This is a genomic window from Streptomyces sp. MMBL 11-1, assembly GCF_028622875.1.
GTDB lineage: Bacteria > Actinomycetota > Actinomycetes > Streptomycetales > Streptomycetaceae > Streptomyces.
In genome coordinates, this window is record NZ_CP117709.1 from 1,998,468 (window position 1) to 2,022,215 (window position 23,748).

The window sequence follows — 23,748 nt, forward strand, 5'->3', positions numbered from 1 at the left end:
TGCGGGGATCAGTCCCGGAACAGCAGCCCGCGCGCGACCAGCTCCAGGACCGCCGCGACGGCGACCACCTGAACGGCCATCAGCGCCACCAGGACGAACAGCTGCACGGCGCCCGCCTCCACGGGTGAGGCGCCGCCCAGCAGCATGCCGACGAACGCCCCCGGCAAGGTGACGAGCCCGACCGTCCGGGTCTGGTCGAGTCCGGGCAGCAACGCGTCCGACGCCGCGGGCCGCACGATCTCCAGCCGGGCGTCCCGGTCGAGCAGCCCGAGGGCCATGCCCGCCTCGACCTCCCCGCGCCGCCCGGCGAGTTCGTCCAGGGCGCGCCGCCCGCCGAGCACGGTCGCGGTGAGCGCCCCGCCGATGAGGATGCCCGCCACCGGGATGAGCGCCAGGCCCTTGACCGGCACGAGCCCCGTGAGCAGCAGCGCCCCCAGCACGGGCAGCACACCCGCCCCGATCGGCAGCGCCGCCCAGCACCAGGTGCGATTGCCGGTGATCCGGCGCCCCGCGGTCCACACGGCCACGGCGAACATCAGCGCCACGAACCCGAGAAGCGGTGCCAGGGAGCGGACCACCCAGCCGATGAGCAGGGACACGGCGGCGAGTTGGACGGCCGCCCGCACCCCGGCGACGAGGATCTCGCGCGACCGGCCCAGTGAGGCCCACGCGGCGACGGCGGCGGCGAGGACCAGCAGGACGGCGAGGACGACGCCGAGGGTGACGGAGACCGGAAGCAGCACGCGGCAACGATAGGACCGCCCTCTCCGCCCGGCGGCTTCGGCACACGCCCTCGCCTCCCCCCACATTGCCGGCCCGCACCTCTCGCCCCTCCCCCCTGGGCCACCCGGCACCCCCACCCCTGGGCCGCCGGCTGGGGGCGCGCGACCAGGAACGCGAGCGCCCCCGGAGCCCCCGACGGATGCCCAACACGCCCCGGACGCCTTCTCCGTAACGGTTCCGCGCGCTCCCGCGACCCCTCACTCCCCTTGCACACCCCTTGATGTGACGTGCACATGTCGCCACTCTGTTACCTGGCGCCCACCTCACGGAAATCTGGCGTCGCCACGATGGCCGGGCCTGCCCACGCCCGCCCAAGCACCCCCCACACCAAGGGAGTTCGCATGTCCGGTATCTACGCGCGTCGCCTCTCCGTCGTCGCCGCGACCGCCGCGCTCGCCGCCACGTCCACCCTGTTCAGCGCCCCGAGCGCGCAGGCCGCCATGCCCACCCCGGTCAGCGCGGCGACCGCTCGCACCTACCTCGGCCAGCTCACCGTCGGCGCGGAGGGCTCGTCCAGCGGCTACAGCCGCGACAAGTTCCCGCACTGGATCACCCAGTCGGGGTCCTGCAACACCCGCGAGGTCGTCCTCAAGCGCGACGGCACCAACGTCCAGCAGGACTCCTCCTGCGCCGCGGTCAGCGGCAGGTGGTACTCGCCCTACGACGGCGCCACCTGGAGCGCCGCTTCCGACGTGGACATCGACCACATGGTCCCGCTCGCCGAGGCCTGGCGCTCCGGCGCGAGCGGCTGGACCACCGCCCAGCGCCAGTCGTTCGCCAACGACCTGACACGCCCCCAGCTCATCGCGGTCACCGACAACGTTAACCAGTCCAAGGGCGACAAGGACCCGGCCGAGTGGATGCCGCCGCGCTCCTCGTACAAGTGCACCTACGTCCGCGCCTGGGTCCACGTCAAGAAGCAGTACAACCTGAGCGTCGACTCCGCCGAGAAGAGCGCCCTGCAGTCGGCCCTGAACGGCTGCTGACCACTGCGGGCGGCCGCCGGCTCCCCCGCACGGCCGCCACCCCACCGGAACCGACCCGTGCGCGCTCCTCCTTCGTTCTGTACGTTACGGACCCCATCCGTGACGGCGTCGCGAGGAGATATCACATGGCCGGGCTGCGCCTGGGACCACTGCTGCGGTACGTCGACTGGGAGTCCGGGTGCACCGCGACCGTCTGGGTCGAGGCGAGCCGTCCGTGCACCGTGGAGGTCCGGTGCGCGGACGGCGCCTCGGGGGCGTCGCCCACCTTCTCGGTGGCCGGGCACCACTACGCCCTGGTCGTCGTGGAGGGGCTGACCCCCGGTTCCACCACGGCGTACGACGTGCTGATCGGGTCCCGGCGCGTCTGGCCGCCCGACGACACCCGCCTCCCGCCGAGCACCATCACCACGCCGCCCGCGGCGGCGGGACCGGAGGGCGCGGCGGAGAACGCCGGACCGGAGCCGGGTCACGCCGGACCGGAGCCGGGCGACGCCGGGGCGGAGCCGGCCGCGGTGCGGATCTCGTTCGGGTCGTGCCGGTGGGCGGCCGCCCCCGGCGGCGGGCACGATCCCGTGGGGCCGGACGCCCTGGTGACCCTGGCCGCTCACCTCGCCGCGGATCCGGCGGCCGAGCGGCCCGACGTCCTGCTGCTCCTCGGGGACCAGGTGTACGCGGACGAGACCTCCGGGGCGACCCGGCGCAGACTCGCCGCCCGCCGGGACCTGCGCGAGCCGCCGGGCGCGGAGATCGCGGACTACGAGGAGTACACCTACCTCTACGACGAATCGTGGCGCGACCCGGAGGTCCGCTGGCTGCTCTCCACGGTCCCCAGTTGCATGATCTTCGACGACCACGACGTCATCGACGACTGGAACACCAGCGCCGCCTGGCAGCGTGAAATGCGCGCCACGCCCTGGTGGCACGAACGGATCGTCAGCGGGCTGATGTCGTACTGGGTCCACCAGCACCTGGGCAATCTCTCCCCCGTCGAACTGGCCGCCGACCCCGTGTACGCGGCGGTCAGAGCATCGCCCGACGGCACCGAGGCGCTGCGCCGCTTCGCCGCCGAGACCGACGCGGATCCCGCCCGTACCCGGTGGAGCTACCGGCGTGTTTTCGGCCGAGTACGGCTGGTGATGGTCGACACCCGAGCGGCCCGCGTCCTGGCCGAGGAACGGCGGGCGATGCTCGACGCCGACGAGGCCGCCTGGCTACAGGACGCGGTCCTGGACGACCCCTCTTCCTACGATCATCTGCTCATCGGCAGCTCCCTGCCGTGGCTGCTGCCCCCACTCGTCCACGACGCGGAACGCTGGAACGCCGCCCTGTGCGCGGGCGTACGCGGGCAGCGCTGGGCACGCCTCGGCGAGAAGCTGCGCCGCGCGTCCGACCTGGAGCATTGGGCCGCTTTCCCGGAATCCTTCGACCGGTTCACGGAGCTGTTGCGGGAAGCGGGGAGCGGCCCGGACGCCCCGGCGACGGTATGCGTCCTCTCGGGCGATGTGCACCATGCCTATATCGCCGAGCCCCGGTGGCCGAAGTTCGATCCCGAACCCGGTTCCGACCCCGAGGCCGGTTCCGCTCCCGGCTCCCGGGGCGCCCCGGACTCCCGCGTCCTCCAGCTGACCTGCTCACCCGTGCACAACTCCATCCCCCGGTCGATCCGGACGGGTTTCCGTTTCGGCTGGAGCCGGGCGGGCCGACGGATCGGACGGTTGCTGAGCCGCCACGGCCGCACGGGAGCGTCGCCGGTGATCTGGCACAGGGCGGGCGGACCCTGGTTCGGCAACCAGCTCATGACGCTCGCGTTGCATGGCCGGAAGTCTGCGCTGACGTTGGTCCAGGCCAAGGCGAGCAAGCAGGGGGACCAGCTCGACGTGGTTCTTGAGCGTTCACTCACCCCTGAGAGTGAAGCGATTTTCGGCCACTCGACAGAATGTTGAAGTTGCAAGTATTGGTGAGGCCTCCCTAACCTGCGCTCGATCGGTTCACGTCCCCACCACGACCGAAGGACCCCCCATGCTGATCCGCTTGAACCAGGCCCAGCCCTACGTTCTCAGCCTCTTCCGCTTTGTCATCGGCCTGCTTTTCGCCATTCACGGCGCCGCCACCCTCTTCGGAGTGCTCGGCGCCGACCAGGTGAAGACGGGCACCTGGCCCGGCTGGTACGCCTCTCTGATCCAGCTGGTCTGTGGGGCCCTGGTCGCCCTGGGCCTGGGCACCCGCGCCGCGGCCTTCCTCGCCTCGGGGTCGATGGCCTACGCGTACTTCAAGGTGCACCAGCCCGAAGCCTTCCTGCCGCTCCAGAACGGCGGCGAGCTCGCGGCGATGTTCTGCTGGGCGTTCCTGCTGCTGGTCTTCACCGGCCCGGGAACCGTCGCTCTGGACCGCTTCTTCGGCTCGCGCACCACCTCGGCCGCCACCGACGGCGCACCCCGGCACGACAAGACCCCGACCGTCCCGGTCTGACCCACCACCCGGTCGGGCCCACCACCCGGTCCGACCCGCGCCCGGTCCGACCCGGCTGTGCCCGGCGGCGCCCGGCGGCGGCCTCCTCGCGCGGAGAGCCGGGGACGAGACGTACGGCGGTGCCCCGCGGCCTCCCGGTGACGCGGAGGAGCGGGGCACCGCCGGGCACCGTGGTGGTCCGCCCGACTGCGCGGAGGCCCGTCACTCCCTCCCCTGGGGCCCGAACGGCACCGTGAAGCACGCTGCCCGCTCCCCCGCACCGCCCTGCCGGTCATGGATGATCACCGACCGCGCCCCGTCCTCCCGGAAGCCCCAGTCGTGCACGGCCTCCGCCCGCCCGTCGCCTTCCTCGTCCGTCCGGAAGTCCAGCCACACCTCGTTGACCGGGTCCGCGGTCGCAGCCGGGCGGTGCTGGTAGTGGGGCCCCGCGGCGACGGGATCGGCGCCGCAGGGCGAGGTGTGCACATGCATCCCGTACGCACGGCCGGGCACCAGCCCCCGCAGCCGCGCTCCGACCCGGGTGCCGGACGGATCCACGAGCTGTGTGACCTCGATCCGCGCACCCGCCGGCACGAGCCGGGTGTCGTACGTCAGAGCGTCGGACGGCACGAAGGAACCGGGCGGGGAGAACACCCCCGTGGCCCGCATCCACGAACCGCCGCCCACGGCGGCGACGTCGACCGTGCGACTCGGGTCTCCACCGCCGCCCGGCTCCCGCGCCGAGACCCCCGAGCCCCCCGCCGATGCCCCCGCCGAGGGAGTCCCGTGCGCGCCGTGACCGCCGCCGTCCGTCCCGTGGGCGACACCGATGCCGCAGGCCAGGGTCAGCAGAGCCGCCGTGCCCGCCAGCACGCCCGGGACGAGCGAGACCCCTCGGCCCCGCGACATCGCGTCGCCCTCACGTCCCGCCGTCCTCGGGCGCCCCGAATTCGGGTGCGCCGGACCGTGTCCCGTCCGTACCATCCATGCCGTCATGCGCTGCTCCTCGCTCGTGCCGGTCGCTCTCCCCGCCTAACGGGCACATGGCCTCCAGGTGTACGTGACCTGCACAACATCACCCGCCCCGGGGGAGGTCCGGATGGCCCTCACGCGTACGCTGTACAGCTGAACCTGCCGCCCCTGCCGCTCCCCTGCGACGTCGCGGCGTTGACACGATTCGGGGAGTAACAGACGGTGCTAGAGAGTGTGGGCGCGCTGACCAGCAGCCCATGGATCTACGCGGTGGTCGCCCTCTCCGTTCTCCTGGACGTCTTTCTGCCCCTGCTGCCCAGTGGGGTCCTCGTCATCACGGCCGCCACGGCTGCGGCAGCGGGCACCACCACCGTCAGCGGCGCCGGTGAAGGCACCGGCGGGCAGGTTCCCTCGCTCGTCGTGCTGATCCTGTGCGCTGCCGCCGCCTCGGTGCTCGGCGACCTCGTCGCGTACCGGCTCGCCTGGCGCGGGGGCGACCGGCTGGACCGGGCCATCGCGCGCTCCCGGCGTCTCACCTCCGCGCAGGAACGTCTCGGCGCGGCGCTGAGCCGGGGCGGCGGCGCCCTGGTGATCATCGCCCGGTTCGCGCCCGCGGGCCGCTCCGTGGTCTCCCTCGGTGCGGGCGCCGCCCACCGCAGGAAGCGGGATTTCCTCCCCTGGTCCGCGCTGGCGGGCCTGGCATGGGCGGGTTACAGCGTGGGGCTCGGCTACTTCGGCGGCCGGTGGCTGGGCTCGACGTGGTTCGGCACGGCCGTCTCCGTACTGGCGCTGTTCGTGGCGGGCGCGCTGGCCGCGTTCGTGGTGAAGCGCCCGGCGACGCGGCCAGGGACGGTGCCGGGGGCCGAAACCAAGGCTGAGGCAGGGGAGCCGCCCGAGACGGTGCCGATGACAACGGAAGCACCGGCCTCCGGACCCGCGGCCGGGCGCGGGCCCGGGTCCGCGCCCGCGGCCTCGGCCGTGGCTCCGAGGACATCCCCGCCCATGGCCCTGCCCGCGCCCACGCCCACCCCCGGTGCCGCTCCTCCGGCCGGACCTGCGGGCCTCGGCGGGCCGGGACCGGTGTCGGCGCCCGCACCGGCCGCCCCCTGACCGGGAGGGCGCACCGGAGGGACGCACCCGGAGGGGCCGGCTTACGGGCGACGAGCCTCAGCCCCGGGCCGCGCCCCGTATCTCCAGGCCGTCGAGCAGCTTCATGGTGGCTGCGGTGATCTCGTCGACGGCCTGGTCGAAGACCTCCCGGTTGTGCGCGGCGGGCGCGCGGAACCCGGAGACCTTGCGTACGTACTGAAGGGCGGCGGCCCGCATGTCCTCCTCGGTGGCCTCTTCGGGGAGGGCGGGCGGGCGAAGCGTCTTGATGCTGCGGCACATGTCTCCAGTGTGGACCGCCCCACTGACAACGCACACCCGTCGCGCTCACCGTCGCCGCCCGCCCCCCGGCACAGGCGGGTCCGGCTTCCCGGCCGCAGGTCGCTCAGCTGCTCCGCACCGGGTCGCCCGGGGCCGACCGGTCGGTGCACAGGGCCCAGATGACGAAGACGTCGATCGCGATCGTGACGATGGCCCAGACCGGGGTGTACGGGAGCCACATGAAGTTGGCGATGAGGTTCAGGGAGGCGAGCACGATACCCGTGCCGCGGGCCCAGGCCGCGCCCTTGAGGATGCCCCAGCCCACGAGGATGAGGATGACGCCGAGGACGAGGTGGATCCAGCCCCACGAGGTCACGCTGAACTTGAAGACGTAGTCGTTGATGCTCGTATAGACGTCGTTCGAGGCGATCCCCGCGATGCCCTTCAGCACGCCGAGGACGCCGTCCACGAAGAGCAGGACACCGGCGAACACCGTTCCCCCGGCCGCCCACGGGCTGCCGGAGTTGCCGCCCGGACGGGGGCCGGCGGGGCGCGAGGCGCCGGGTGCGGGGGTGCTGGGCTGCGACATGTGAACTCCTTAGCCGGAACAGGCGCCGGGCGCCCGCTGTCCTGACCTGCCCTGGTGGTGCGTACGGATCAGCTCCGACGCTCCTCCCCGCCCAGGGGCGGGGCCACCCGGACGCGCCCGTTCGGATGACGTGTCACGGCGCGCCGACCGTGACGACGCGCCCCTGGGCATCGACGGTGAGCGCCACCCGCTCGACGCGGTTGACCAGGGAGACGCCCGCCCACACGACTCCCCACGCCAGGCACGAGAAGACGGTGAGGAAGGCGTGCAGCACGTGGTTCACGGGCTGGCCGCGCACCAGCACCACCTGGCTCTCCGAACGCGACTCGACGCGCCAGCCGTCCGCGATCCGCCGGCTCACGATCCAGTCCAGGATCAGTGCGCGCTGCACCGCGTCGGGGGGCTCGCCCCCGGCGGCGTAATAGCCGGGCGGCGGTTCGATCGAGGTGCTCTCCCGTACCGTTCGACGACGTCCCACGGGATCACTCCCAGGTGTCGAGGTCGCCGCCGCGCCATTCGATCAGCCCCGGCCGGTCCAGCTCGACGACCTTGTCGGGCCCCGGGGCGAACCCCGCGGCGCGCAGCAGCGCGGCCACCTCGCCCCGCCCGTGCGCCAGGCCCACGATCTGCCCGTGCACGGTGACCCGCCGCCCTCCGGTCGCGGAAGGCGGGTAGACGATCACGGGCGGGTGCTCGGCCATGCCTCCACGGTGCCCCGAGCGCCGCCCCCGCGCATCCCGGGAGGCAGGCTCCGTGCTCACGCGCGGCCCGGCGGAACCGCCCGAACGCGTCCTGGCGTCCCCGCCGACGTCCGTACGATCATGAACCGCGCCGGAGGACCCGCACTTGACCGCCATGGCTGCCCGCTACCTGTACCTCACCCGGCACGGTCAGGCCTCCGCCGACGAGAGCACGCTGACCGACGCCGGCCGCCGTCAGGCCGCCCTGCTCGGGGAGCGGCTCCGCGGAGCCCCGATCACGGCGATCCACCACGGCCCGCTCCCGCGCGCCGCGCAGACGGCGCGGCTGGTCGGCGAGCGGCTGACGGGAGCTCGCCTGCTGCCGTCCGAACCGGCCGGCGACTACATCCCGTACCTGCCGCGACGGGAGGAACTGCCGGCGGAGTCGGCCGACGAAACGCTCGCCCGGCTGGCCGGGTTCCCTGCGGCGGAGCGCGAGCAGGGCCCCGGGCTGGCCCGGCAGGCCCTAGCGCGGTTCACGGGACCGGTCGAGGGTGACGAGCCCCGCCACGAACTCCTCGTGACCCACAACTTCCTCGTCGGCTGGCTCGTCCGGGCGGCGCTGGACGCCCCGGAGTGGCGCTGGCTGGGCATCAACCACGCCAACGCCGCGCTGACGGTCATCCGCTACGCCCCCGGCCGCCCTCCGGCCCTCCTCCTGTTCAACGACACCGGCCACCTGCCCGCCGAACTCCGCTGGACCGGCTTCCCGCCCGAGCTGCACGTCTGAGCTGGGGGCGAATCGACGGGGCGGGCACACACCCGCCCCGGTCCCCGGAAACCGTCCAGACGCCGCCTCGTCCAGGTTCTCCGCCGCCGTCCGCCCATCGCGCGCGGGCGTCCACATGTCCCGCACACGCGCCCGGCGGAAGCGCCCTCGACGCGGCCGGCCTCCGCTCCTTACCTCCGGCGTAATCGACCGCCTCCGCCCGCCGCGGCAGGATCGGGCCCATCGACGGGAAGCCCTGACGGGCCCCGCCCCAGCAGCGAGGAGAGCGCCATGTCCGTCACGCCCCCCACCCCCACGGCAAGCCCGGCCGCCACAGCGCCTTCCGCCGCCGGTGCGACCCGGAGCGTAGTCCAGGAGTTTCTCGCGGCCCGGCTGGCCGGGGACACCGCACGGCTCACGGCGCTCTTCGCCGACGAGGTCGACTGGCTGCTGGCCGAGAACCCGGCCGTGCCGTGGATCCGCCCCCGGTCCACGGCCGCCGAATGCGCGGCCCAGTTCACGGAGTTGATGGAACACACCGTGCCCGAGGACGCCCGCGCCTCCGTCGACGCCTTCCTCGTGGACGGCCCCGACGCCGTCCTCATGGGTCACCTGTCGGGGACCGTGCGGGCAACAAACAGATCGTTCGGGGGACCGTTCGCGCTGCGCCTCACCGTCGAGAACGGCCGGATCACCCGGCACCACCTCTACGAGAACAGCCTGTCGATCGCGGAGGCGGTGGGTGACCGCGCGCATTGATCATGGATGCGAGAACGACGCCGAAGGCCCCCGACCATGGCTGGTCGGGGGCCTTCGCACTGGTGGGCGCGGACGGTTTCGAACCGCCGACATCTGCTTTGTAAGAGCAGCGCTCTACCCCTGAGCTACGCACCCGTGGATGAGGCAACAGCGTACATGGAGCGGGGTCCCTGCTCATAAACCGTTCCTGGGCGGGGTGGGGATGTCCCGTGGGCCTGCCGTCCGCGGGGCCTCCCCAGCGGCGGGTCCGGGGGATAACCCCACCACGAGACGGTAGCCGTCCGGATCCCGTCGTGGGGCGCCAGTGCATACGGTTCGAGTGCACCGGCAGCGACGTCCGGTGGCACCGTCCGGCAGCACGCACTGGGGGACCGATCACCGTGGACATCGTTACGAGCGCAGCGACCCGCACGCTCCGTGGGGCGCCTGGGCGGGCTCTCGCTCTGGGGGGCGGGGTCGCGTTGCTGGCCCTGGCTCTCACCGGGTGCGGGGGTACGGACGTCGACGGCGCCCCCGTCGAGCGCAAGTCGTTCGCTCTGGAGGGGAAGACCCTGACCATCGACTCCGAGAACGCGGCCGTGGACCTCGTGCCGGCCGATGTGAAGCAGGTCGAGGTGGAGCGGCAGGTCGACGGGTGGGTGGTGCTGGGCAGTGGGCCCGACCCCGTCTGGAGCATGGAGGGTGACACCCTCAAGCTGCGGGTGGAGTGTGACGCTCTGATCAACAACTGCGAGGCCCGGCACCGGGTGAAGGTGCCCCGCGGGGTCGATGTGACGGCCTCGTCGGACAACGGGAAGATCAGCGCCACCGGCTTCGACCGCGCGCTGGACCTCTCGTCGGACAACGGGAAGATCCATGTCCGGGACGCGAGCGGCGCGCTGAAGCTGAAGACCGACAACGGAAAGGTGCGGGCGGACCGGATCTCCGCCTCCTCCGTGGTGGCCCGGGCCGACAACGGGGAGATACGGCTGGCCTTCAGTTCCGTGCCCGACCTCGTGGACACCGTCAGCGACAACGGGGGTATCACCATCGACCTGCCGCCGGGCGGGCAGAAGTACGCGGTGGACGCTTCCGCCGACAACGGGAACGTGTCGATCGGGGTGCCGCGGGGCGACGACAGCGCGCATGTGGTGAAGGCGCGCAGCGACAACGGCCAAGTCACTGTTCGAAGCGCGAACTAACCGACCCGTGTGTTCGTCCTTACCTGGTGGGAGAATGTACCGGGCAGGGCGAATCGGCACGGGAGAGGGATGTGACGGCGACACACGCGCGGCCGGAGGCAGGAGCGGGTGTAAGTTCCGCCGTCCAGAGCGGTCAGGGCCTGCCGGGACAGCACGCCCCCGGGAGGCCGCGCCGGCCGGGCGGGCGGGGCGGTTCCGGCGGCCGGGATGTCCTGGCGCTGATGCTCCTGCCCGTGCCCCTCGTGCTCGCCGCGTTGCCCGCCGCCTTCGCCGGTGGCGGAACGCGCCGGTGGTTCGGCGGGCGCGGGGAGAACGAGCGGGCCGAGGCGCAGGCAGCGAAGGACGCCGCCGCCGAGGCGTTCTACGAGCTGGACAGCGCCCAGCGTGATCTCAGGATCTCCATCGAGACCATCAACGCGGTGGACAGCTCCTCGCGCGGGCGCAAGGCGTCGGAGGACTTCGCCGCGCTCGGCCGGCGCATCGACGAGGTCAGTCACACCTACATCAGCGCCGTCGACAGCCACGATCTCGACCGGGACGATCTGGAGCCGGCCGCCGCCTCCCGGGCCCGCACCGAGCTGAGCCGGGCCAAGGACGACCTCGTACGGGTCAAGGGCGAGCTGGATCGCTTCGCCCAGGGGCTCGGCCCTCTGGTGGGCAGTGCGGAGACGCAGCTCGCCCGGCTCGCCCCCGCCGTCGAGCGGGCCCGGCAGGCGCTCCTGGGTGCGAGCAACGCCCTCGACGGCGCCCGGGCCGCGGGGCTGCGGGCCGATGAGCTCGCCGCCCGGCTCGCCGCGCTCGCCCCGGAGCTGACCAAGCTGAACCAGGGCGCGGGAAAGCACGGTGTCGCGGAGACCCTTCAGCGGGCCGACGCGGTGTCGCGCGACGCCGAGGCCGTGCGCACCGAGGCGGAGCGGCTGCCCGAGCGGGCCGCCGAGATCGACCGCAGGCTCGTCTCGCTGCGGACCCGCGCCCAGGCCCTGACGACCCGGGCGGGCTCGGTGGAGCCGGTGCTCAGCGAGTTGCGGCGGCGTTTCTCGGCCGCCTGCTGGCAGGACCTCCAGCCCGTTCCCGAGCAGGCCGCCGTCAGCATCCGGCAGGCCGAGGACAAGCTCGCGGAGGCCGCGAAGGCGCGCGACGAGCAGCACTGGGCGGATGCCACGTCCCGGCTGTCCACGGTCCGCGCCCTCCTCAACGCCACGGACGAGGCGGTCTCCGCCGCCGGGGACCGGTTGCGGCAGTTGAACGCCGTGGCGAAGGATCCGCAGCAGGAGATCGAGCGGACCCGGTTCGCGGTGCGGGACGCCCAGCGCCTCGCCATGGCCGGGCGGCACACGCCCGATCCCCGGCACGCCCGGCCCCTGGACGACTCCGTGGCCCGGCTGGAACGCGCCATCGCCGGTCTGGAGGGGCGCCACCCCGACTACTGGCACTTCCTGACCGAGACCGACGCCGTGCGGCAGACCGCCGCCCGGGTCGTCTCCGACATCCGCGAGGAACGCGGCACCGGGGCCTGAGGCGACCGCCCGGGGGCGTAGCCCCCCGGGCGCGATGGCTCTAGCCTGAGCCCATGCCTCGCTATGAATTCCGCTGCCGCACCTGCGGAGACACCTTCGAAGTCAGCCGTCCCATGGCTCGGTCCTCGGACCCCGCCTCCTGCCCCGCAGGCCACGACGACACCGTCAAGCTGCTCTCCACCGTGGCCGTGGGCGGTGGAGCCGGGTCCGCTCCCGCACCCTCCGGCGGCGGTGGGGGCGGGGGCTGCTGCGGGGGCGGGTGCTGCGGCTGAACCCGGCCGGGAGAGGCCCCCGCGACGGCCGGGGGCCTACTTCTTGCGGGACAGCGTCAGGCCGTCCGAGACGGTCAGCAGGACGCTGTCCATCCGGTCGTCGGCGCTCACGTGGTCGTTGAACTCCTTGATCGCCGCCGTCGGCCCGGTCGCCGCCGGGTCCGTGACCCCGCCGTGGAAGAGCACGTTGTCCGTGGCGATGACCCCGCCCGGCCGCATCCTGGGCACCAGCTCCTCCCAGTACGCGATGTAGCCGCCCTTGTCCGCGTCCAGGTAGGCGAAGTCGATGTGCGGCTCGGCGGGCATCGCGCGCAGGGTGTCCAGGGCCGGGGCGATGCGCAGGTCGATCCGGCCCGCGACGCCCGCCTTCTCCCAGGCCTCACGGCCGTACGCCGTCCACTCCTCGGAGATGTCGCAGGCGATCAGCGTGCCGTCGGCGGGCAGCGCCTGGGCCATCGCCAGGGCGCTGAAGCCGGTGAACGTGCCGACCTCCACCACATGCCGGGCGCCGACCAGCCGGACGAGGAAGGCGAGCAGCGGGGCCTGTTCCTCGGCCGACTGCATGCCCGCGTGGTCGGGGAACCGTGCGTACGTGGTGTCGACCAGTTCTCGCTGGACCGGGTCCAGCGGCGGGTTGTGGGCCAGCATGTACGCGTACAGCTCGGCGGTGATCGTGGTGTCGTTGCCCTTGGTCATGCCCCCCAGCCTCGCGCAACGCGCGCCCGCCCGCAGGGGAAATCCCGGCTCAGACGGCCGAGGCCGCCAGGAACCGGCGCAGGATCTCCTCCCCCGCCGCTCCTCCCCGCTCCTCCAGGGCCACCACGTGCGGGGCCCGCCAGCCCTCGTCGGCCAGTTCGCCGTGGCCGGGGCGCCAGCCGAGGTCGGCGGCGAGCAGCAGGTCCGCGTCGAGGAGGGAGTCCCCGGCGGCGAGCGTGCGCGTGGCGCCGGTGCGGCGGGCGACCTCGCGCATCGCGGCGCTCTTGGTGAGCGGTGCCGGGACCGCGTAGATCTTGCGGCCCTGGAGGGAGACCGTCCAGCCGCGCGGCCCGGCCCAGGCGGCCAGTTCCTTCACCCATTCCTCGGGCAGCAGCGAGCGTTCGACGACGAGGTAGGCGAAGAGGTTCTCGGCGACCCGTTCCTTGAGCAGCCAGGCCGGATCGGCGGTGGTGGCGAGGTGGGCGCGGATCTCGGTGAGCGGGGCGCACTCCTGCGCGATGCGGGCCTCCACCCGCTGCTGCCAGTCGGGGTCGGAGACGCCGTCGACGAGGATGTGCCCGCCGTTGGCGCAGATCGCGTACCGGGGGGCGGGCCCGGGGAGGTGGATGCGCGCGTACTGCTCGCGGGTGCGGGTGGTCGTCGGGACGAAGACGGTGGTGGTCGCCACCTCGGTGAGGAGGCCGGCGGCCGTCTCGGTCATGTACGAGAGGGGCTTGTGGCCGTACACCTCCACGCACAGGAGGCGGGGGGCCTCCGCGTCCGGCATCGACAGGTCGAGCGAGGCCGCCGAGTAGATCAGCGTGCGGTCCAGGTCGCTCGCCACCAGGGTGGCCGGTGAGGTTCCCGCCGGAGCGGCCGGTGAAGTCGTCGCCGACGGGGTGGCCGGTGAGGTCGTGCTCATGCGCCCTGCACCGCCTTGCCGTCCGCGCCCGTCGCGCCGCGCGTGAACCGGGGGTGGATCAGACCGACACAGCTGTACGGGAGGTCGTCGACCTCCTCGACCGGGACGCCGCGCTGTTCGGCCAGCAGCCGGATGTGTCCCAGGTCCGCGCCCGCGCCGCGCCGGGCGAGGATCTTCCAGGGGACCCGGCGGAGCAGCACCCGGGTGGTCTCGCCGACGCCCGGTTTGACCAGGTTGACGTCGTGGATGCCGTACTCCTCGCTGATCCGCTCGACGGCCGCCCAGCCCTCCCAGGTCGGGGCCCGGTCGGCGGTGAGGAGTTCCTTGGCTTCCGCCTCGACCTGGCCCGCGACCTCGTCGAAGCGGGCGGCGATCGTGTCGAGGAAGAGGCCCGAGACGTCGGAGTCCGCCAGTTCCCGGTAGAACTTCCCGCCGTGGAAGTCGTCGGGACCGACGAGGTCGGCGCGGAGCACCGTACGGGAAATGAGTCCGGATACCGTGGAGTTGAGGCAGGCCGAGGGGATGAGGAAGTCCTCGCGGGTGCCGTACGTCCGTACGCAGCCGCCCGGGTCGGCCAGCACCGAGATCTCCGGGTCGAAGCCGGCGGGCCCTCCCGAGGACTCGAACTCGGCGATGGCCGCGGCCAGTTCTCGGGTGATCGCGCCCTTCCCCGTCCAGCCGTCGACGAACACCACGTCGGCCGGGTCGTGATGGGCGGCCAGCCAGCGCAGGGCGGTGGCGTCGATGCCGCGGCCCCGGACGATGGAGATGGCGTAGTGCGGCAGGTCCAGGCCGTGCCGGTGCCGGGCCCAGCGGCGCATCAGCACGCCGACCGGGGTTCCGGCGCGGGCGAGCGAGACGAGTACGGGGCGGGGGCCGCGTTCGGCGAGGACGGTCTCGGTGACGGTGCCGACCGCGCGGGCGATGCGCGCGGCGGAGGCTTCCAGGGCCTCGGTGAACAGGGCCTGGTACTCGGCGCTCGGCTGGAACTCGACGGGCAGCGACTCCGCGTAGTGCGCGCCGCCGCTCTGGATCGCCTCCTCGCGCTCCTCGGTGGGTGCTTCCAGCTCGGTGTCCGAGAGGTCCTGGAGCAGCCAGCCGACGTCCTCCGGTGCGTAACTGGAGAAGTCGGGGCCTCGGAGGGGCTCGGGCAGCACGGCGGGCTCCTGCCGTTCGGGGGCGGGTGTGGGGGTGCCGGGTACGCCGGTGGAAACGGCCGGGACGTACGAGGGGAGGACGGCGAGGAGGACATGGCCGGTGTGCTCGGCGAGCCGGGCCAGCAGCCCGTCGGGGGCGTGCAGTTCGGGGGTGTCCGCGGTGGAGTCGACGACGGCGACGACGGCGTCGAAGCCGGCGCCCGCCACGTTGTACGCGTACCGGTCGCCGGGGCCGTCCGCCGGGTCGTCGTGGGCCGGGAAGACGAGGCGGGTGCGTATCGCGTAGCCGGGGTCGTCGACGGCGAGGACGGGCGAGCGGGTGGTGGTGGAGTAGCGGATCTCGGCGTCGGCTCCCAGCGCGGCTTCGAGGGCGGTGCCGAGGCGCAGCGGGGCGTACATCAGCTCCTCGAAGCCGAGGACGAGGATCCTGCGGCGCCGGCCCTGGTCCGGTCCCGCCGCGTCGGCGCCCAGCCCGGCCGCGATCCGGTCGGCCATCGCCGGGAGCGCCGCTTCGAGGGCCGCCCGGTGGGCCGGGGTGAAGCCGTGCCGGCCTCCGTCGGGTACGCCTGCCGGCCAGCCGAGGTCGACCCGGGTGACGGGGGCGGGGGCAGCGCCTCGGCCGGCCTTCGCCGGGTACGCCCGGTTCGCCTGCTCCGCCTCCTGCGCCGCGACCAGGGCCTGGCCGCGTTCCAGTACGCCGTCCGGCAGGGCGACCGTTCCGGTGCTGCGCGTCACCAGGTCGACGCGGGCGCCGATCTCGGCGGCGAAGGCGGTCAGCCGGTCGCGGTCGGCGGCCGAGCGCATGTCGACCAGGGCGACGATGACGTACCGCTCGCGCGGGTGCAGGGCGTGCAGCGCGCGGATGGTGTTGAGGACCGTGTTGCCGGTGGAGAACTCGTCGTCGACCAGCACCAGTGCGGACGCCTCCGCGCCCCCCTTCAGCAGCTCGCCGTCCTCCGGCAGCAGCAGGTGCGAGGTGGCGTGCGAGTGGGACTCCTCGAACCCGCCCGCCTGCTCGACGCCCGCCACCGGCCGGCGGGTGGAGTGCAGGTACGGGGCGTCCCGCAGGCCGTCCGCGACGGCGTGGCCGAGGCCGGTGGCCGTCTCCGCGTACCCGAGGACCACCGCGCGGCGGGCCTCCTCGGCGCCGAGCAGCGCCCGTACCCGTTCACCCAGCTCGAACCCGGCCCCGTGGACGACGGATGGCCGCTGCGGCACATGCTTGCCCAGCACGTTGGACACCAGGAGATGCGCCCGCTTGGGGTTGCGGCGCAGGGCCAGGCCCAGCAGTTCCTGGAGCTCTCCGTCGCCTTCGAGGGCGACTCCCAGTCGCTTCGCCACCCAGCTGCCCGACCACACCACGTCCACGGCCTCTTCTCTCGTCGCGCGCTCGCTCATCGGCGCGCGCTCAGTTCGTCAGGCCGGCGGCCAGCAGGTCCACGAAGCCCACGTCTTCCTTCGCCACCCCGAAGACCTCGGCCCGCTGGAGCGTGCGCTCGGCCCACGCCCGGTGGGGCTTCACTTCGTTCATCTTGTTCGTGTACGCCGAGCGCAGCACCCCGCCGCCCCCGCGCTCCGGACTCAGGATGTCCTGGGCGTCGGTGAACTCCTCGTGGCTGACCACGGACAGTGCGTGGACCGGCGCCACGTGCGACGGGTGGATGCAGGTCTTGCCGAGCAGGCCGTTGGCGCGGTCGAGCTCGATCTCCCGGAGCAGCCCGTCGAGGTCGTGCTGGATGAGGGCCGTGCGCAGCTCCTCGGCCCGGCCCTCCAGGAAGGGGCTGCGGCGCAGCTGGGGCTTGAACATGCGCTCCTGGCGGCGGAAGTACTCCCAGACCGGGCCGGTGATCGTGAAGCCGGTGCCGTCGGCCCGGCCGAGCACGTTGACCACGTCGGCGATCACGGAGGCGACGATATGGACGTCGTACGCCGTCATGTCGGGCGCGCGGCGCAGTCCGTAGGCCGAGCAGAAGTCGGTGACGCCGAGCCGCAGGGCGAGCACCCGGTCCCGGTATTTGTCGACGCTGCGGGCGATGCCCTGGAGGATTTCGCCGCGCGTCTCCAGATGGAGCAGCTCGGGGGATTCGAGGACCGGCATGGCGAAGAGCCGCCGTCCGCACTCCGTCTCGGCCTCGGCGAGCGCCTCCAGGAACTGCTGGCCACGATCTTCAGTGAATTTGGGAAGTACGAAACCAGACAACATTCGTACCGAGCCGCCGAGGCGCCGAACCAGGTCGGTGATCTGAGCCGGTTCACGCACGCGGATGAAGAGCAGCGGTACGTCGACGCCCGCCCCGGCCGGGGCGTCGTCCGGGTTCCGCACGGCGGTCCCGAAGGCCGCGTCCCGGGTCCCCGATGCCGCGTCCCGGTCGGCCAGCTCGGCAAACTGCCTGATCAGATTGGATTCGGCCGTGGTGACCTCGGCGTCGTCGATCGAGTCCTCCAGGCACAACACCATGGAGACGACGCCGCGCGCGGCCTGCTTGTACACGTCGTCGGCGAGCGACGGGCGGGTTGCCGGGGAGTAGAGCGTGGCTCCCAGGGCGACGGAGAGCATCCGTGCCGGGGAGTCCGCGGTGAAGGTGCAGGGCTCCCTGAAGAACAGCCCCTCGCGGGCAGTGGGCGATATGTGCCCGAAGTGACGCATGATTTTCCCCCGAACTGCCTGACCGGCCGAACAACGTATGGCCGGTAATAGTACGTACGGACGGGTGTCAACAGTTCCCCATGGACATGAATTTCCGGTTACCCACCCCTTGTCCGCTCTCCTCTCGCGGTGGCCTCACGCCCTGCCCGCGCCGCCGCGCGGCACGGTCGTGCCGCCCCCCGCGTTGTCCACGCGGGCCCCCAGCAGGCAGGATGACGGTCATGACGCACACGATGCTGAAGGGCTCGAACGTCCCCGTCGATGCCGCGGCCGTCCGGGCCGTGCTGCGCTGGACCCCGGGTGCCGGGGTTCCCGACGTGGACGCCTCCGCCCTGCTCCTCGGTGCGTCCGGCCGCGTGCGGTCCGACGAGGACTTCGTCTTCTACAACCAGCCCCGGCACCCCTCCGGCCTGGTCCGGCGGCTGCCGAAGCGCAGTGTCCCCGAAGGGCTGACGGACACGGTCGAGGCGGACCTCGGGGCGCTCGACGCGACGGTGGACCAGGTGGTCATCGCCGCCTCCTCCGACGGGGCCGCCTTCGAGCAGGTCCTGGATCTGCGGATACTCCTGTTCGACGCCGCCCTCGCCGAGGGCGAGCCGCTGGCGGTGTTCGACGTCCGGCCGGAGACCGGGGAAGAGACGGCGATCATCTGCGGCGAGCTCTACCGCCGCGGCGAGGGGTGGAAGTTCCGTGCGGTCGGCCAGGGATATCCCACCGGCCTGATCGGCCTGGCCACCGCCTTCGGCATCTCGGTGGACGATTCGGAGGCGGCGAACGGGGCGCAGGCGGTGAACGGGCCGCAGGAGCCGGCCGCTCCGGTGGGCGGGGGGCCGCTCCCGGCCGCCGTGCCCCCGCCGCCGGCCGTGCCGCCCGGGCCGGGGCCGGACTCCCAGGCCACGGTCCAGCACCAGCAGCCCGCCTACGGCTATCCGCCGCCGGTCGCGCCCCCCGCCGCGGCCACCGCGGCCGCCGCGGCGCATCAGCCGGCGTACGGCTATCCGCAGCGTGCCGCCGAGCCGCCCGCGTACGGCTATCCGCAGCCCGCTGCCGCCGCCGCGTACGCGCCCGACCCGCATTTCGTGCTGCCTCCACAAGGTCCGCAGTTCGTCCGGTCCTGAGCCGTACGGCCCCGGGACGAGCCGTACCGAGCCGACCCGCCCTGATTCCCGCGTTCGTCCTGGTTCCCGTGTGCGTCCTCGGGTCCTCACGGCTGCCCGGGCTCAGGTCCGCGACTTGTAGCCGCGCCCCCACTGCATGCCGTAGCCGTACAGCCGGTCCAGCTCCGACTGGAAGCCGTACACGAACTTCACCTCGCGGCGGACGATCAGCTCGTCCTTGATGTTCTCCACGGTGAACACCGCGCAGGAGCGGGCCTGCGGTGCGCGCTCGTCCAGCTCGATCTCGATGCGCGGGCCGTTGCCCGGGTAGAGCGTGACCTTGGCGTGCGTACGGTCGAACGCGGGGGTCCGGTCGTAGATGTAGACGAAGAACAGCAGCCGCTTGATCTGGTCGCGCTGGTCGAGGTTGACGTAGACCGTCTCCCCCGAGGGCGCGCCGAACCGGTCGTCGCCGCTGAGCCGGACGTAGGGCGGGCCGTTGAGGTCGCCTATCAGGCCGCCCAGCGGCTGCACGACGCCCTTGGTGCCGTCCATCAGCTCGTACATGCAGCCGAGGTCCAGGTCGACGTTGACGACGCCCTGGGTGTGCGCCTGGACCACCTCGGGCTGGAAGAGCTTGAGGGGGCGCCGCAGCATGCCGCTCTGGCGCGACCGGCCCTCGATGTCCGAGGTCCGCATCCGCCAGGACAGGTTGACCCGGAGGTTGCCCGACAGGGCGCCCTGCTGGTTGAGCGAGATCGTCGCGTTGCGTTTGGACAGCACGACCGCGCTCGACGTCGAGTTGCCCGAGTCGAACTGCGCCGCGCGCCCCGGCCACAGGCCGTCGAAGAACCCCATACCAACCCCCACCTGTTCGCGCGCGCCGGACATCACTGCGGGGCGGCCACCGGGCCGGGTCCGGGAGTTCCCGGAGAGCCGTCGCCGTGTGGGCCGCCCCGCAGAGAGCGTTCCTCAATCCCTACCGGGTCACACCCCGGAGGACACTTCGGCCTTGTTTCCCCCTCCGCCGCCCTCGCCGGCTTCCGCGGCGAGGGCGCGGTTGCGCCGGACCGAGGACCAGAAGGAGAGGGCGATCAGGATCACGCCGACCGAGCCGGTGATGAACTCGTTGATCTCGTGCTGGATGGTGATCAGCAGGATGATGGAGAGCGCGCCGATCGCGTAGTGCGCGCCGTGCTCCAGATAGACGTAGTCGTCGAGCGTGCCCTCGCGCACCAGGTAGACGGTGAGCGAACGGACGTACATGGCGCCGATGCCGAGGCCGAGGGCCATCAGCACGATCTCGTTGGTGATCGCGAAGGCGCCGATGACGCCGTCGAAGGAGAACGAGGCGTCCAGGACTTCCAGGTAGAGGAAGAGGAAGAACGCGGCCTTTCCGGCGAGGGCGACCCCGGTGACGGGCTTGCCCTTCTTCCTGGCCTCTTCCTCGGCCTCGTGCTCGCGCTCCTCCTCCTCTTCGAGCTTGCCCTCGAAGAATCCGGAGAGCCCGCCGACGACGAGGTAGGTGATCAGACCGGCGATGCCGGAGAGCATGACCGTCGCCGACTTGTCCACGTGCCCGCCGCCGTGCTGGTGGGCCTGGGTCGCGAAGGTCATGGCGGTGAAGAGCAGGATGATCAGCGCGACGCAGACCGACAGCATGTCGACCTTGCCGAGCTTGGCGAGCGGACGCTCGATCCAGCGCAGCCAGTGGATGTCCCGGTCCTCGTCGAAGATGAAGTCGAGGAAGATCATCAGCAGGAACATGCCACCGAAGGCGGCGATCGACGGATGGGCGTCCGTCACCAGTTCCTTGTACCGGTCCGGGTCGTTGAAGGACAGGTCGATGGCCTCGATCGGCCCGAGCTGGGCGCTCACGGCCACGATCACGACGGGGAACACCAGTCGCATACCGAAGACGGCGATGAGGATGCCGATGGTGAGGAAGATCTTCTGCCAGAAGGCATTCATCTTCTTCAGGATTCCGGCGTTGATCACCGCGTTGTCGAAGGACAGCGAGATCTCCAGGACGGACAGGATCGCGACGATGCCGAAAGCCTGCCACCCCCCGTAGAAAATCGCTGCGACCAGGCCGAGCGCGGTGACCGCGAACGACCAGCCGAAGGTTTTCAGTACCACTGGCTACCCCATCGTGTTGTTAAAAGCGTCTCCCCCGGTATGTCGGGGCTCCCCCGTGCCTGGGGTCTTTCGCTTGGGGCAGGCCGGGCCCACGAGGTCCGAGCTGCTCCGAACGAAAGGCCCGAGCGCGGCGTTGTCTAGGAAACGTCGACGCCGAAGTCTAGAGCGATGCCGCGCAGGCCTGACGCGTACCCCTGGCCGACTGCACGGAATTTCCACTCGCCCTGGTAGCGGTAGAGCTCGCCGAAGATCATCGCGGTCTCCGTCGAGGCGTCCTCGCTCAGGTCGTAGCGGGCCAGTTCCTGGCCGTCGGCCTGGTTGACCACACGGATGAAGGCGTTGGTGACCTGGCCGAACGCCTGGCCCCGGTTGTCCGCGTCATGGATCGAGACCGGAAAGACGATCTTGTCGCAGTGGGCGGGAACCTGGTCGAGACGGACGATGACGGACTCGTCGTCGCCGTCGCCCTCCCCCGTGGTGTTGTCACCGGTGTGCTCGACGGAGCCGTCGGGGCTCGTGAGGTTGTTGTAGAAGACGAACCACTCGTCGCCGAGTACGCGGCCCGACTGGCACAGCAGGGCGCTGGCGTCGAGGTCGAAATCGGCTCCCGTGGTGGAGCGTGCGTCCCAGCCGAGCCCGACCAGCACCTGGGTGAGGTTGGGTGCGACCTTGGAGAGGGAGACATTGCCTCCCTTGGCGAGCGTGACGCCCATGTGTGTCCTCCCCGAGTCGTGTAAAACGCTTCCGGGCGCTTTCGGCGCCCGGGGTCGGGCGTCGAAAGCGCCCGGTCAGGGCATGTCCGGCGCATCGGCCCGGACACCCCCCTGGGGCCCAGGAGACGTCAGACGTTGACGCCGAAGTCCTGGGCGATGCCGCGCAGGCCGGAGGCGTACCCCTGGCCGATGGCGCGGAACTTCCACTCCGCGCCGTTGCGGTAGAGCTCGCCGAAGACCATCGCGGTCTCCGTCGAGGCGTCCTCGCTCAGGTCGTAACGGGCGAGCTCGCTGTTGTCGGCCTGGTTGACCACGCGGATGTACGCGTTGCGGACCTGGCCGAAGCTCTGCTGGCGGCTCTCGGCCTCGTAGATCGAGACCGGGAAGACGATCTTGTCGACGTCGGCCGGCACACCGGCCAGGTTCACCTTGATGACCTCGTCGTCGCCCTCGCCCTCACCGGTGGTGTTGTCACCGGTGTGCTCGACGGAGCCGTCGGGGCTCTTCAGGTTGTTGAAGAAGACGAAATTGCCGTCGGCGGCGACCTTGCCCTCGGCGTTCGCCAGCAGCGCGCTGGCGTCGAGGTCGAAGTCACCACCGGTGGTGGTGCGGGCATCCCAGCCCAGACCGACGATGACCGCGGTCAGGTTGGGCGCGGCCTTGGTCAGCGAGACGTTGCCGCCCTTGCTGAGGCTGACTCCCACGAGTCCTCCAGTAGTTTTCTCAGGGGCCGGCAGACGCCGGCGTCCCCGTCGTTCATTGGCATCGGATCAACGAGTGGATCCTAGTGACCGGTTCCCGGCCAAAACAGGCTTTTGACCGGGCGTCGCCAGGAGATCGTCTCAAAGCGCTTCGAGCGCCTTGACGTAGTCGTTCAGATCGCGGGCGTCCGGGAGCCCGTTCACGACGCTCCAGCGGACGACGCCCGCCTTGTCGATGACGAAGGTGCCGCGCACCGCGCAGCCCTTGTCCTCGTCGAAGACGCCGTACGCCCGCGAGGTCTCCCCGTGCGGCCAGAAGTCGGACAGCAGCGGGTACTCCAGGCCCTCCTGCTCGGCGAAGACGCGCAGGGTGTGAATGGAGTCGTTCGAGACGGCGAGGAGCTGGGTGCCCTCGTTCTCGAAGCGGGGCAGCTCGTCGCGGAGCGCGCACAGCTCGCCGGTGCAGACGCCGGTGAAGGCGAACGGGTAGAACACGAGCACCACGTTCTTCTCGCCGCGGAACTCCGACAGCCGCACGGTCCGGCCGTGGTTGTCCTTGAGCTGGAAGTCCGGGGCCTGGCTGCCGACCTCGATCGTCATGGAACACGTATCCCTTCGCCGCTTCTCCGCTTCCCGGGCCTGGTCCGTCCGGGTGACTCCCACCCTACGCAGGGGCCCCGGGCCGGTGCCGGAGGGGCCGTGGACGCACGACGGCCCCCACGGGCGCGGTGTGCGCCCACGGGGGCCCTGGGCCCGATGACAGAGACCCGAAGTGGTGCGGAACGTGGTTCAGCGCTTGGCCTTGGCCCCCTTGGGGGTGACCAGACGGCTGCCCGTCCAGTCCTTGCCCGCGCTGATGCTCTTGGTCTGGGCGAGACCGGCTGTCTGGGCAGCCTCATTGATGTCGCTCGGTTCGACGTATCCGTCACGGCCGGTCTTCGGCGTCATCAGCCAGACCGTACCGCCGTCCTCGATCAGACCAATGGCATCCACCAGCGCGTCCGTAAGGTCGCCGTCCTCGTCGCGGAACCAGAGCAGGACGACGTCTGCGACGTCGTCGTACTCCTCGTCGACGAGTTCCTGGCCGGTAGTGGCCTCAATGCCCTCACGGAGCTCCAGCTCGACGTCTTCGTCGTAGCCGATCTCCTGGACCACTTGTCCGGGCTCGAACCCCAGGCGTGCTGCCGGGTTGGTTCGCTCCTCCGCGTGGTCCGCGGTCGCGCTCACGGGTTGCCTCCTGATCATGTCTTCGGAAAATGCTGCAGCCACGCGCGTGCGCGGGGCGTTGGCCGTAGTCCACACGGGCTCGGCGAATCGCGCAAGTACCCAGCGTGCGAGACCGCCTATACGGT

At 72.0% G+C, this 23,748-nt stretch carries 26 protein-coding genes and 1 tRNA gene; 10 read left to right on the plus strand and 17 right to left on the minus strand.

Translation table 11 applies throughout. The features are described from left to right. Positions 1-8: 8 nt before the first annotated feature. Positions 9-743: an ABC transporter permease gene (locus PSQ21_RS08535; RefSeq protein WP_274029825.1), complete on the minus strand. Its 735-nt coding sequence runs from the start codon at positions 741-743 to the stop codon at positions 9-11. Between the two features lie 381 nt (positions 744-1,124). Here PSQ21_RS08535 and PSQ21_RS08540 point away from each other — a divergent pair, with 381 nt between their 5' ends. The 3 genes from PSQ21_RS08540 to PSQ21_RS08550 all read left to right on the plus strand — a co-directional run bounded on the left by PSQ21_RS08540 (position 1,125) and on the right by PSQ21_RS08550 (position 4,238). Then, a complete protein-coding gene (locus tag PSQ21_RS08540; RefSeq protein WP_274029826.1) occupies positions 1,125-1,769 on the plus strand; it encodes an HNH endonuclease family protein in 645 nt (214 codons plus the stop codon). A 125-nt stretch (positions 1,770-1,894) separates the two neighbouring features. Further along, the gene (locus tag PSQ21_RS08545) at positions 1,895-3,712 is read left to right on the plus strand and encodes an alkaline phosphatase D family protein (RefSeq protein WP_274029827.1); all 1,818 of its coding nucleotides are present in this window, start codon (positions 1,895-1,897) and stop codon (positions 3,710-3,712) included. Positions 3,713-3,788: 76 nt separating this feature from the next. Then, a complete protein-coding gene (locus tag PSQ21_RS08550; RefSeq protein ID WP_274029828.1) occupies positions 3,789-4,238 on the plus strand; it encodes a DoxX family protein in 450 nt (149 codons plus the stop codon). A gap of 201 nt (positions 4,239-4,439) precedes the next feature. Here the strand turns inward: PSQ21_RS08550 and PSQ21_RS08555 are convergent, their stop codons facing one another. Then, positions 4,440-5,213 (minus strand): superoxide dismutase family protein, encoded by a 774-nt coding sequence (locus tag PSQ21_RS08555; protein ID WP_274029829.1) that lies wholly within the window; start codon positions 5,211-5,213, stop codon positions 4,440-4,442. 198 nt (positions 5,214-5,411) lie between these two features. Here PSQ21_RS08555 and PSQ21_RS08560 point away from each other — a divergent pair, with 198 nt between their 5' ends. Continuing rightward, positions 5,412-6,299 carry a DedA family protein gene (locus PSQ21_RS08560; protein ID WP_274029830.1) on the plus strand — a complete coding sequence of 296 codons (888 nt, stop codon included), beginning with the start codon at positions 5,412-5,414 and terminating at the stop codon, positions 6,297-6,299. 57 nt (positions 6,300-6,356) lie between these two features. Here PSQ21_RS08560 and PSQ21_RS08565 read toward each other — a convergent pair whose 3' ends face one another. The 4 genes from PSQ21_RS08565 to PSQ21_RS08580 form a co-directional block, all read right to left on the minus strand. Then, a complete protein-coding gene (locus tag PSQ21_RS08565; RefSeq protein WP_097866502.1) occupies positions 6,357-6,578 on the minus strand; it encodes a DUF2277 domain-containing protein in 222 nt (73 codons plus the stop codon). A gap of 103 nt (positions 6,579-6,681) precedes the next feature. Then, complete coding sequence (locus PSQ21_RS08570) at positions 6,682-7,146, minus strand: DUF7144 family membrane protein (RefSeq protein ID WP_274029831.1); 465 nt, start codon at positions 7,144-7,146, stop codon at positions 6,682-6,684. 133 nt (positions 7,147-7,279) lie between these two features. After that, positions 7,280-7,624 (minus strand): hypothetical protein, encoded by a 345-nt coding sequence (locus PSQ21_RS08575; protein ID WP_274029832.1) that lies wholly within the window; start codon positions 7,622-7,624, stop codon positions 7,280-7,282. A gap of 4 nt (positions 7,625-7,628) precedes the next feature. Continuing rightward, positions 7,629-7,847, minus strand: coding sequence for a hypothetical protein (locus tag PSQ21_RS08580; protein WP_007459297.1), 219 nt, complete (start codon positions 7,845-7,847; stop codon positions 7,629-7,631). A gap of 145 nt (positions 7,848-7,992) precedes the next feature. On the opposite strand from PSQ21_RS08580, the gene PSQ21_RS08585 reads away from it, so the two are divergent. Next, the gene (locus PSQ21_RS08585; protein WP_274029833.1) at positions 7,993-8,616 is read left to right on the plus strand and encodes a histidine phosphatase family protein; all 624 of its coding nucleotides are present in this window, start codon (positions 7,993-7,995) and stop codon (positions 8,614-8,616) included. A 270-nt stretch (positions 8,617-8,886) separates the two neighbouring features. Beyond that, complete coding sequence (locus PSQ21_RS08590; protein WP_274029834.1) at positions 8,887-9,354, plus strand: nuclear transport factor 2 family protein; 468 nt, start codon at positions 8,887-8,889, stop codon at positions 9,352-9,354. 60 nt (positions 9,355-9,414) lie between these two features. Here the strand turns inward: PSQ21_RS08590 and PSQ21_RS08595 are convergent. After that, a tRNA-Val gene (locus PSQ21_RS08595) sits at positions 9,415-9,489 on the minus strand. A 245-nt stretch (positions 9,490-9,734) separates the two neighbouring features. Here PSQ21_RS08595 and PSQ21_RS08600 point away from each other — a divergent pair. The 3 genes from PSQ21_RS08600 to PSQ21_RS08610 all read left to right on the plus strand — a co-directional run bounded on the left by PSQ21_RS08600 (position 9,735) and on the right by PSQ21_RS08610 (position 12,324). Beyond that, positions 9,735-10,535 carry a DUF4097 family beta strand repeat-containing protein gene (locus tag PSQ21_RS08600; protein WP_274029835.1) on the plus strand — a complete coding sequence of 267 codons (801 nt, stop codon included), beginning with the start codon at positions 9,735-9,737 and terminating at the stop codon, positions 10,533-10,535. Positions 10,536-10,606: 71 nt separating this feature from the next. Further along, positions 10,607-12,052 (plus strand): hypothetical protein, encoded by a 1,446-nt coding sequence (locus PSQ21_RS08605; RefSeq protein ID WP_397989127.1) that lies wholly within the window; start codon positions 10,607-10,609, stop codon positions 12,050-12,052. Between the two features lie 53 nt (positions 12,053-12,105). After that, positions 12,106-12,324 (plus strand): FmdB family zinc ribbon protein, encoded by a 219-nt coding sequence (locus PSQ21_RS08610; protein WP_078625853.1) that lies wholly within the window; start codon positions 12,106-12,108, stop codon positions 12,322-12,324. Between the two features lie 36 nt (positions 12,325-12,360). On the opposite strand, the gene PSQ21_RS08615 is transcribed toward PSQ21_RS08610, so the two are convergent. From PSQ21_RS08615 to PSQ21_RS08630, 4 genes are read right to left on the minus strand one after another with little or no spacing between them, the layout of a single operon-like run. Further along, positions 12,361-13,020 carry an O-methyltransferase gene (locus PSQ21_RS08615; RefSeq protein ID WP_274029838.1) on the minus strand — a complete coding sequence of 220 codons (660 nt, stop codon included), beginning with the start codon at positions 13,018-13,020 and terminating at the stop codon, positions 12,361-12,363. 49 nt (positions 13,021-13,069) lie between these two features. Next, the gene (locus PSQ21_RS08620; RefSeq protein ID WP_274029840.1) at positions 13,070-13,942 is read right to left on the minus strand and encodes an HAD family hydrolase; all 873 of its coding nucleotides are present in this window, start codon (positions 13,940-13,942) and stop codon (positions 13,070-13,072) included. After that, positions 13,939-16,497, minus strand: a complete 2,559-nt coding sequence (locus PSQ21_RS08625; protein WP_274029841.1) for a phosphoribosyltransferase — start codon at positions 16,495-16,497, stop codon at positions 13,939-13,941. Before PSQ21_RS08625 ends, PSQ21_RS08620 begins: the two co-directional genes overlap by 4 nt. A 10-nt stretch (positions 16,498-16,507) precedes the next feature. Then, a complete protein-coding gene (locus PSQ21_RS08630; protein ID WP_274029842.1) occupies positions 16,508-17,746 on the minus strand; it encodes an HpcH/HpaI aldolase/citrate lyase family protein in 1,239 nt (412 codons plus the stop codon). 212 nt (positions 17,747-17,958) lie between these two features. Between PSQ21_RS08630 and PSQ21_RS08635 the strand changes: the two genes are divergently transcribed. Beyond that, positions 17,959-18,864, plus strand: a complete 906-nt coding sequence (locus PSQ21_RS08635) for a TerD family protein (RefSeq protein WP_274029843.1) — start codon at positions 17,959-17,961, stop codon at positions 18,862-18,864. A 102-nt stretch (positions 18,865-18,966) separates the two neighbouring features. Here PSQ21_RS08635 and PSQ21_RS08640 read toward each other — a convergent pair whose 3' ends face one another. The 6 genes from PSQ21_RS08640 to PSQ21_RS08665 all read right to left on the minus strand — a co-directional run bounded on the left by PSQ21_RS08640 (position 18,967) and on the right by PSQ21_RS08665 (position 23,623). Beyond that, a complete protein-coding gene (locus tag PSQ21_RS08640) occupies positions 18,967-19,701 on the minus strand; it encodes a TerD family protein (RefSeq protein WP_274029845.1) in 735 nt (244 codons plus the stop codon). A 129-nt stretch (positions 19,702-19,830) separates the two neighbouring features. Next, entirely contained in the window at positions 19,831-20,982 is a 1,152-nt protein-coding gene (locus PSQ21_RS08645) for a DUF475 domain-containing protein (protein WP_274029846.1), read from the minus strand. 137 nt (positions 20,983-21,119) lie between these two features. Next, positions 21,120-21,695: a TerD family protein gene (locus PSQ21_RS08650; RefSeq protein WP_274029847.1), complete on the minus strand. Its 576-nt coding sequence runs from the start codon at positions 21,693-21,695 to the stop codon at positions 21,120-21,122. A 128-nt stretch (positions 21,696-21,823) separates the two neighbouring features. Then, positions 21,824-22,399, minus strand: a complete 576-nt coding sequence (locus PSQ21_RS08655) for a TerD family protein (protein WP_010057498.1) — start codon at positions 22,397-22,399, stop codon at positions 21,824-21,826. Positions 22,400-22,537: 138 nt separating this feature from the next. Next, positions 22,538-22,996 carry a peroxiredoxin gene (locus PSQ21_RS08660; RefSeq protein WP_003969401.1) on the minus strand — a complete coding sequence of 153 codons (459 nt, stop codon included), beginning with the start codon at positions 22,994-22,996 and terminating at the stop codon, positions 22,538-22,540. Between the two features lie 189 nt (positions 22,997-23,185). Then, positions 23,186-23,623, minus strand: a complete 438-nt coding sequence (locus tag PSQ21_RS08665) for a DUF3052 domain-containing protein (protein WP_030585952.1) — start codon at positions 23,621-23,623, stop codon at positions 23,186-23,188. Positions 23,624-23,748 lie beyond the last annotated feature (125 nt).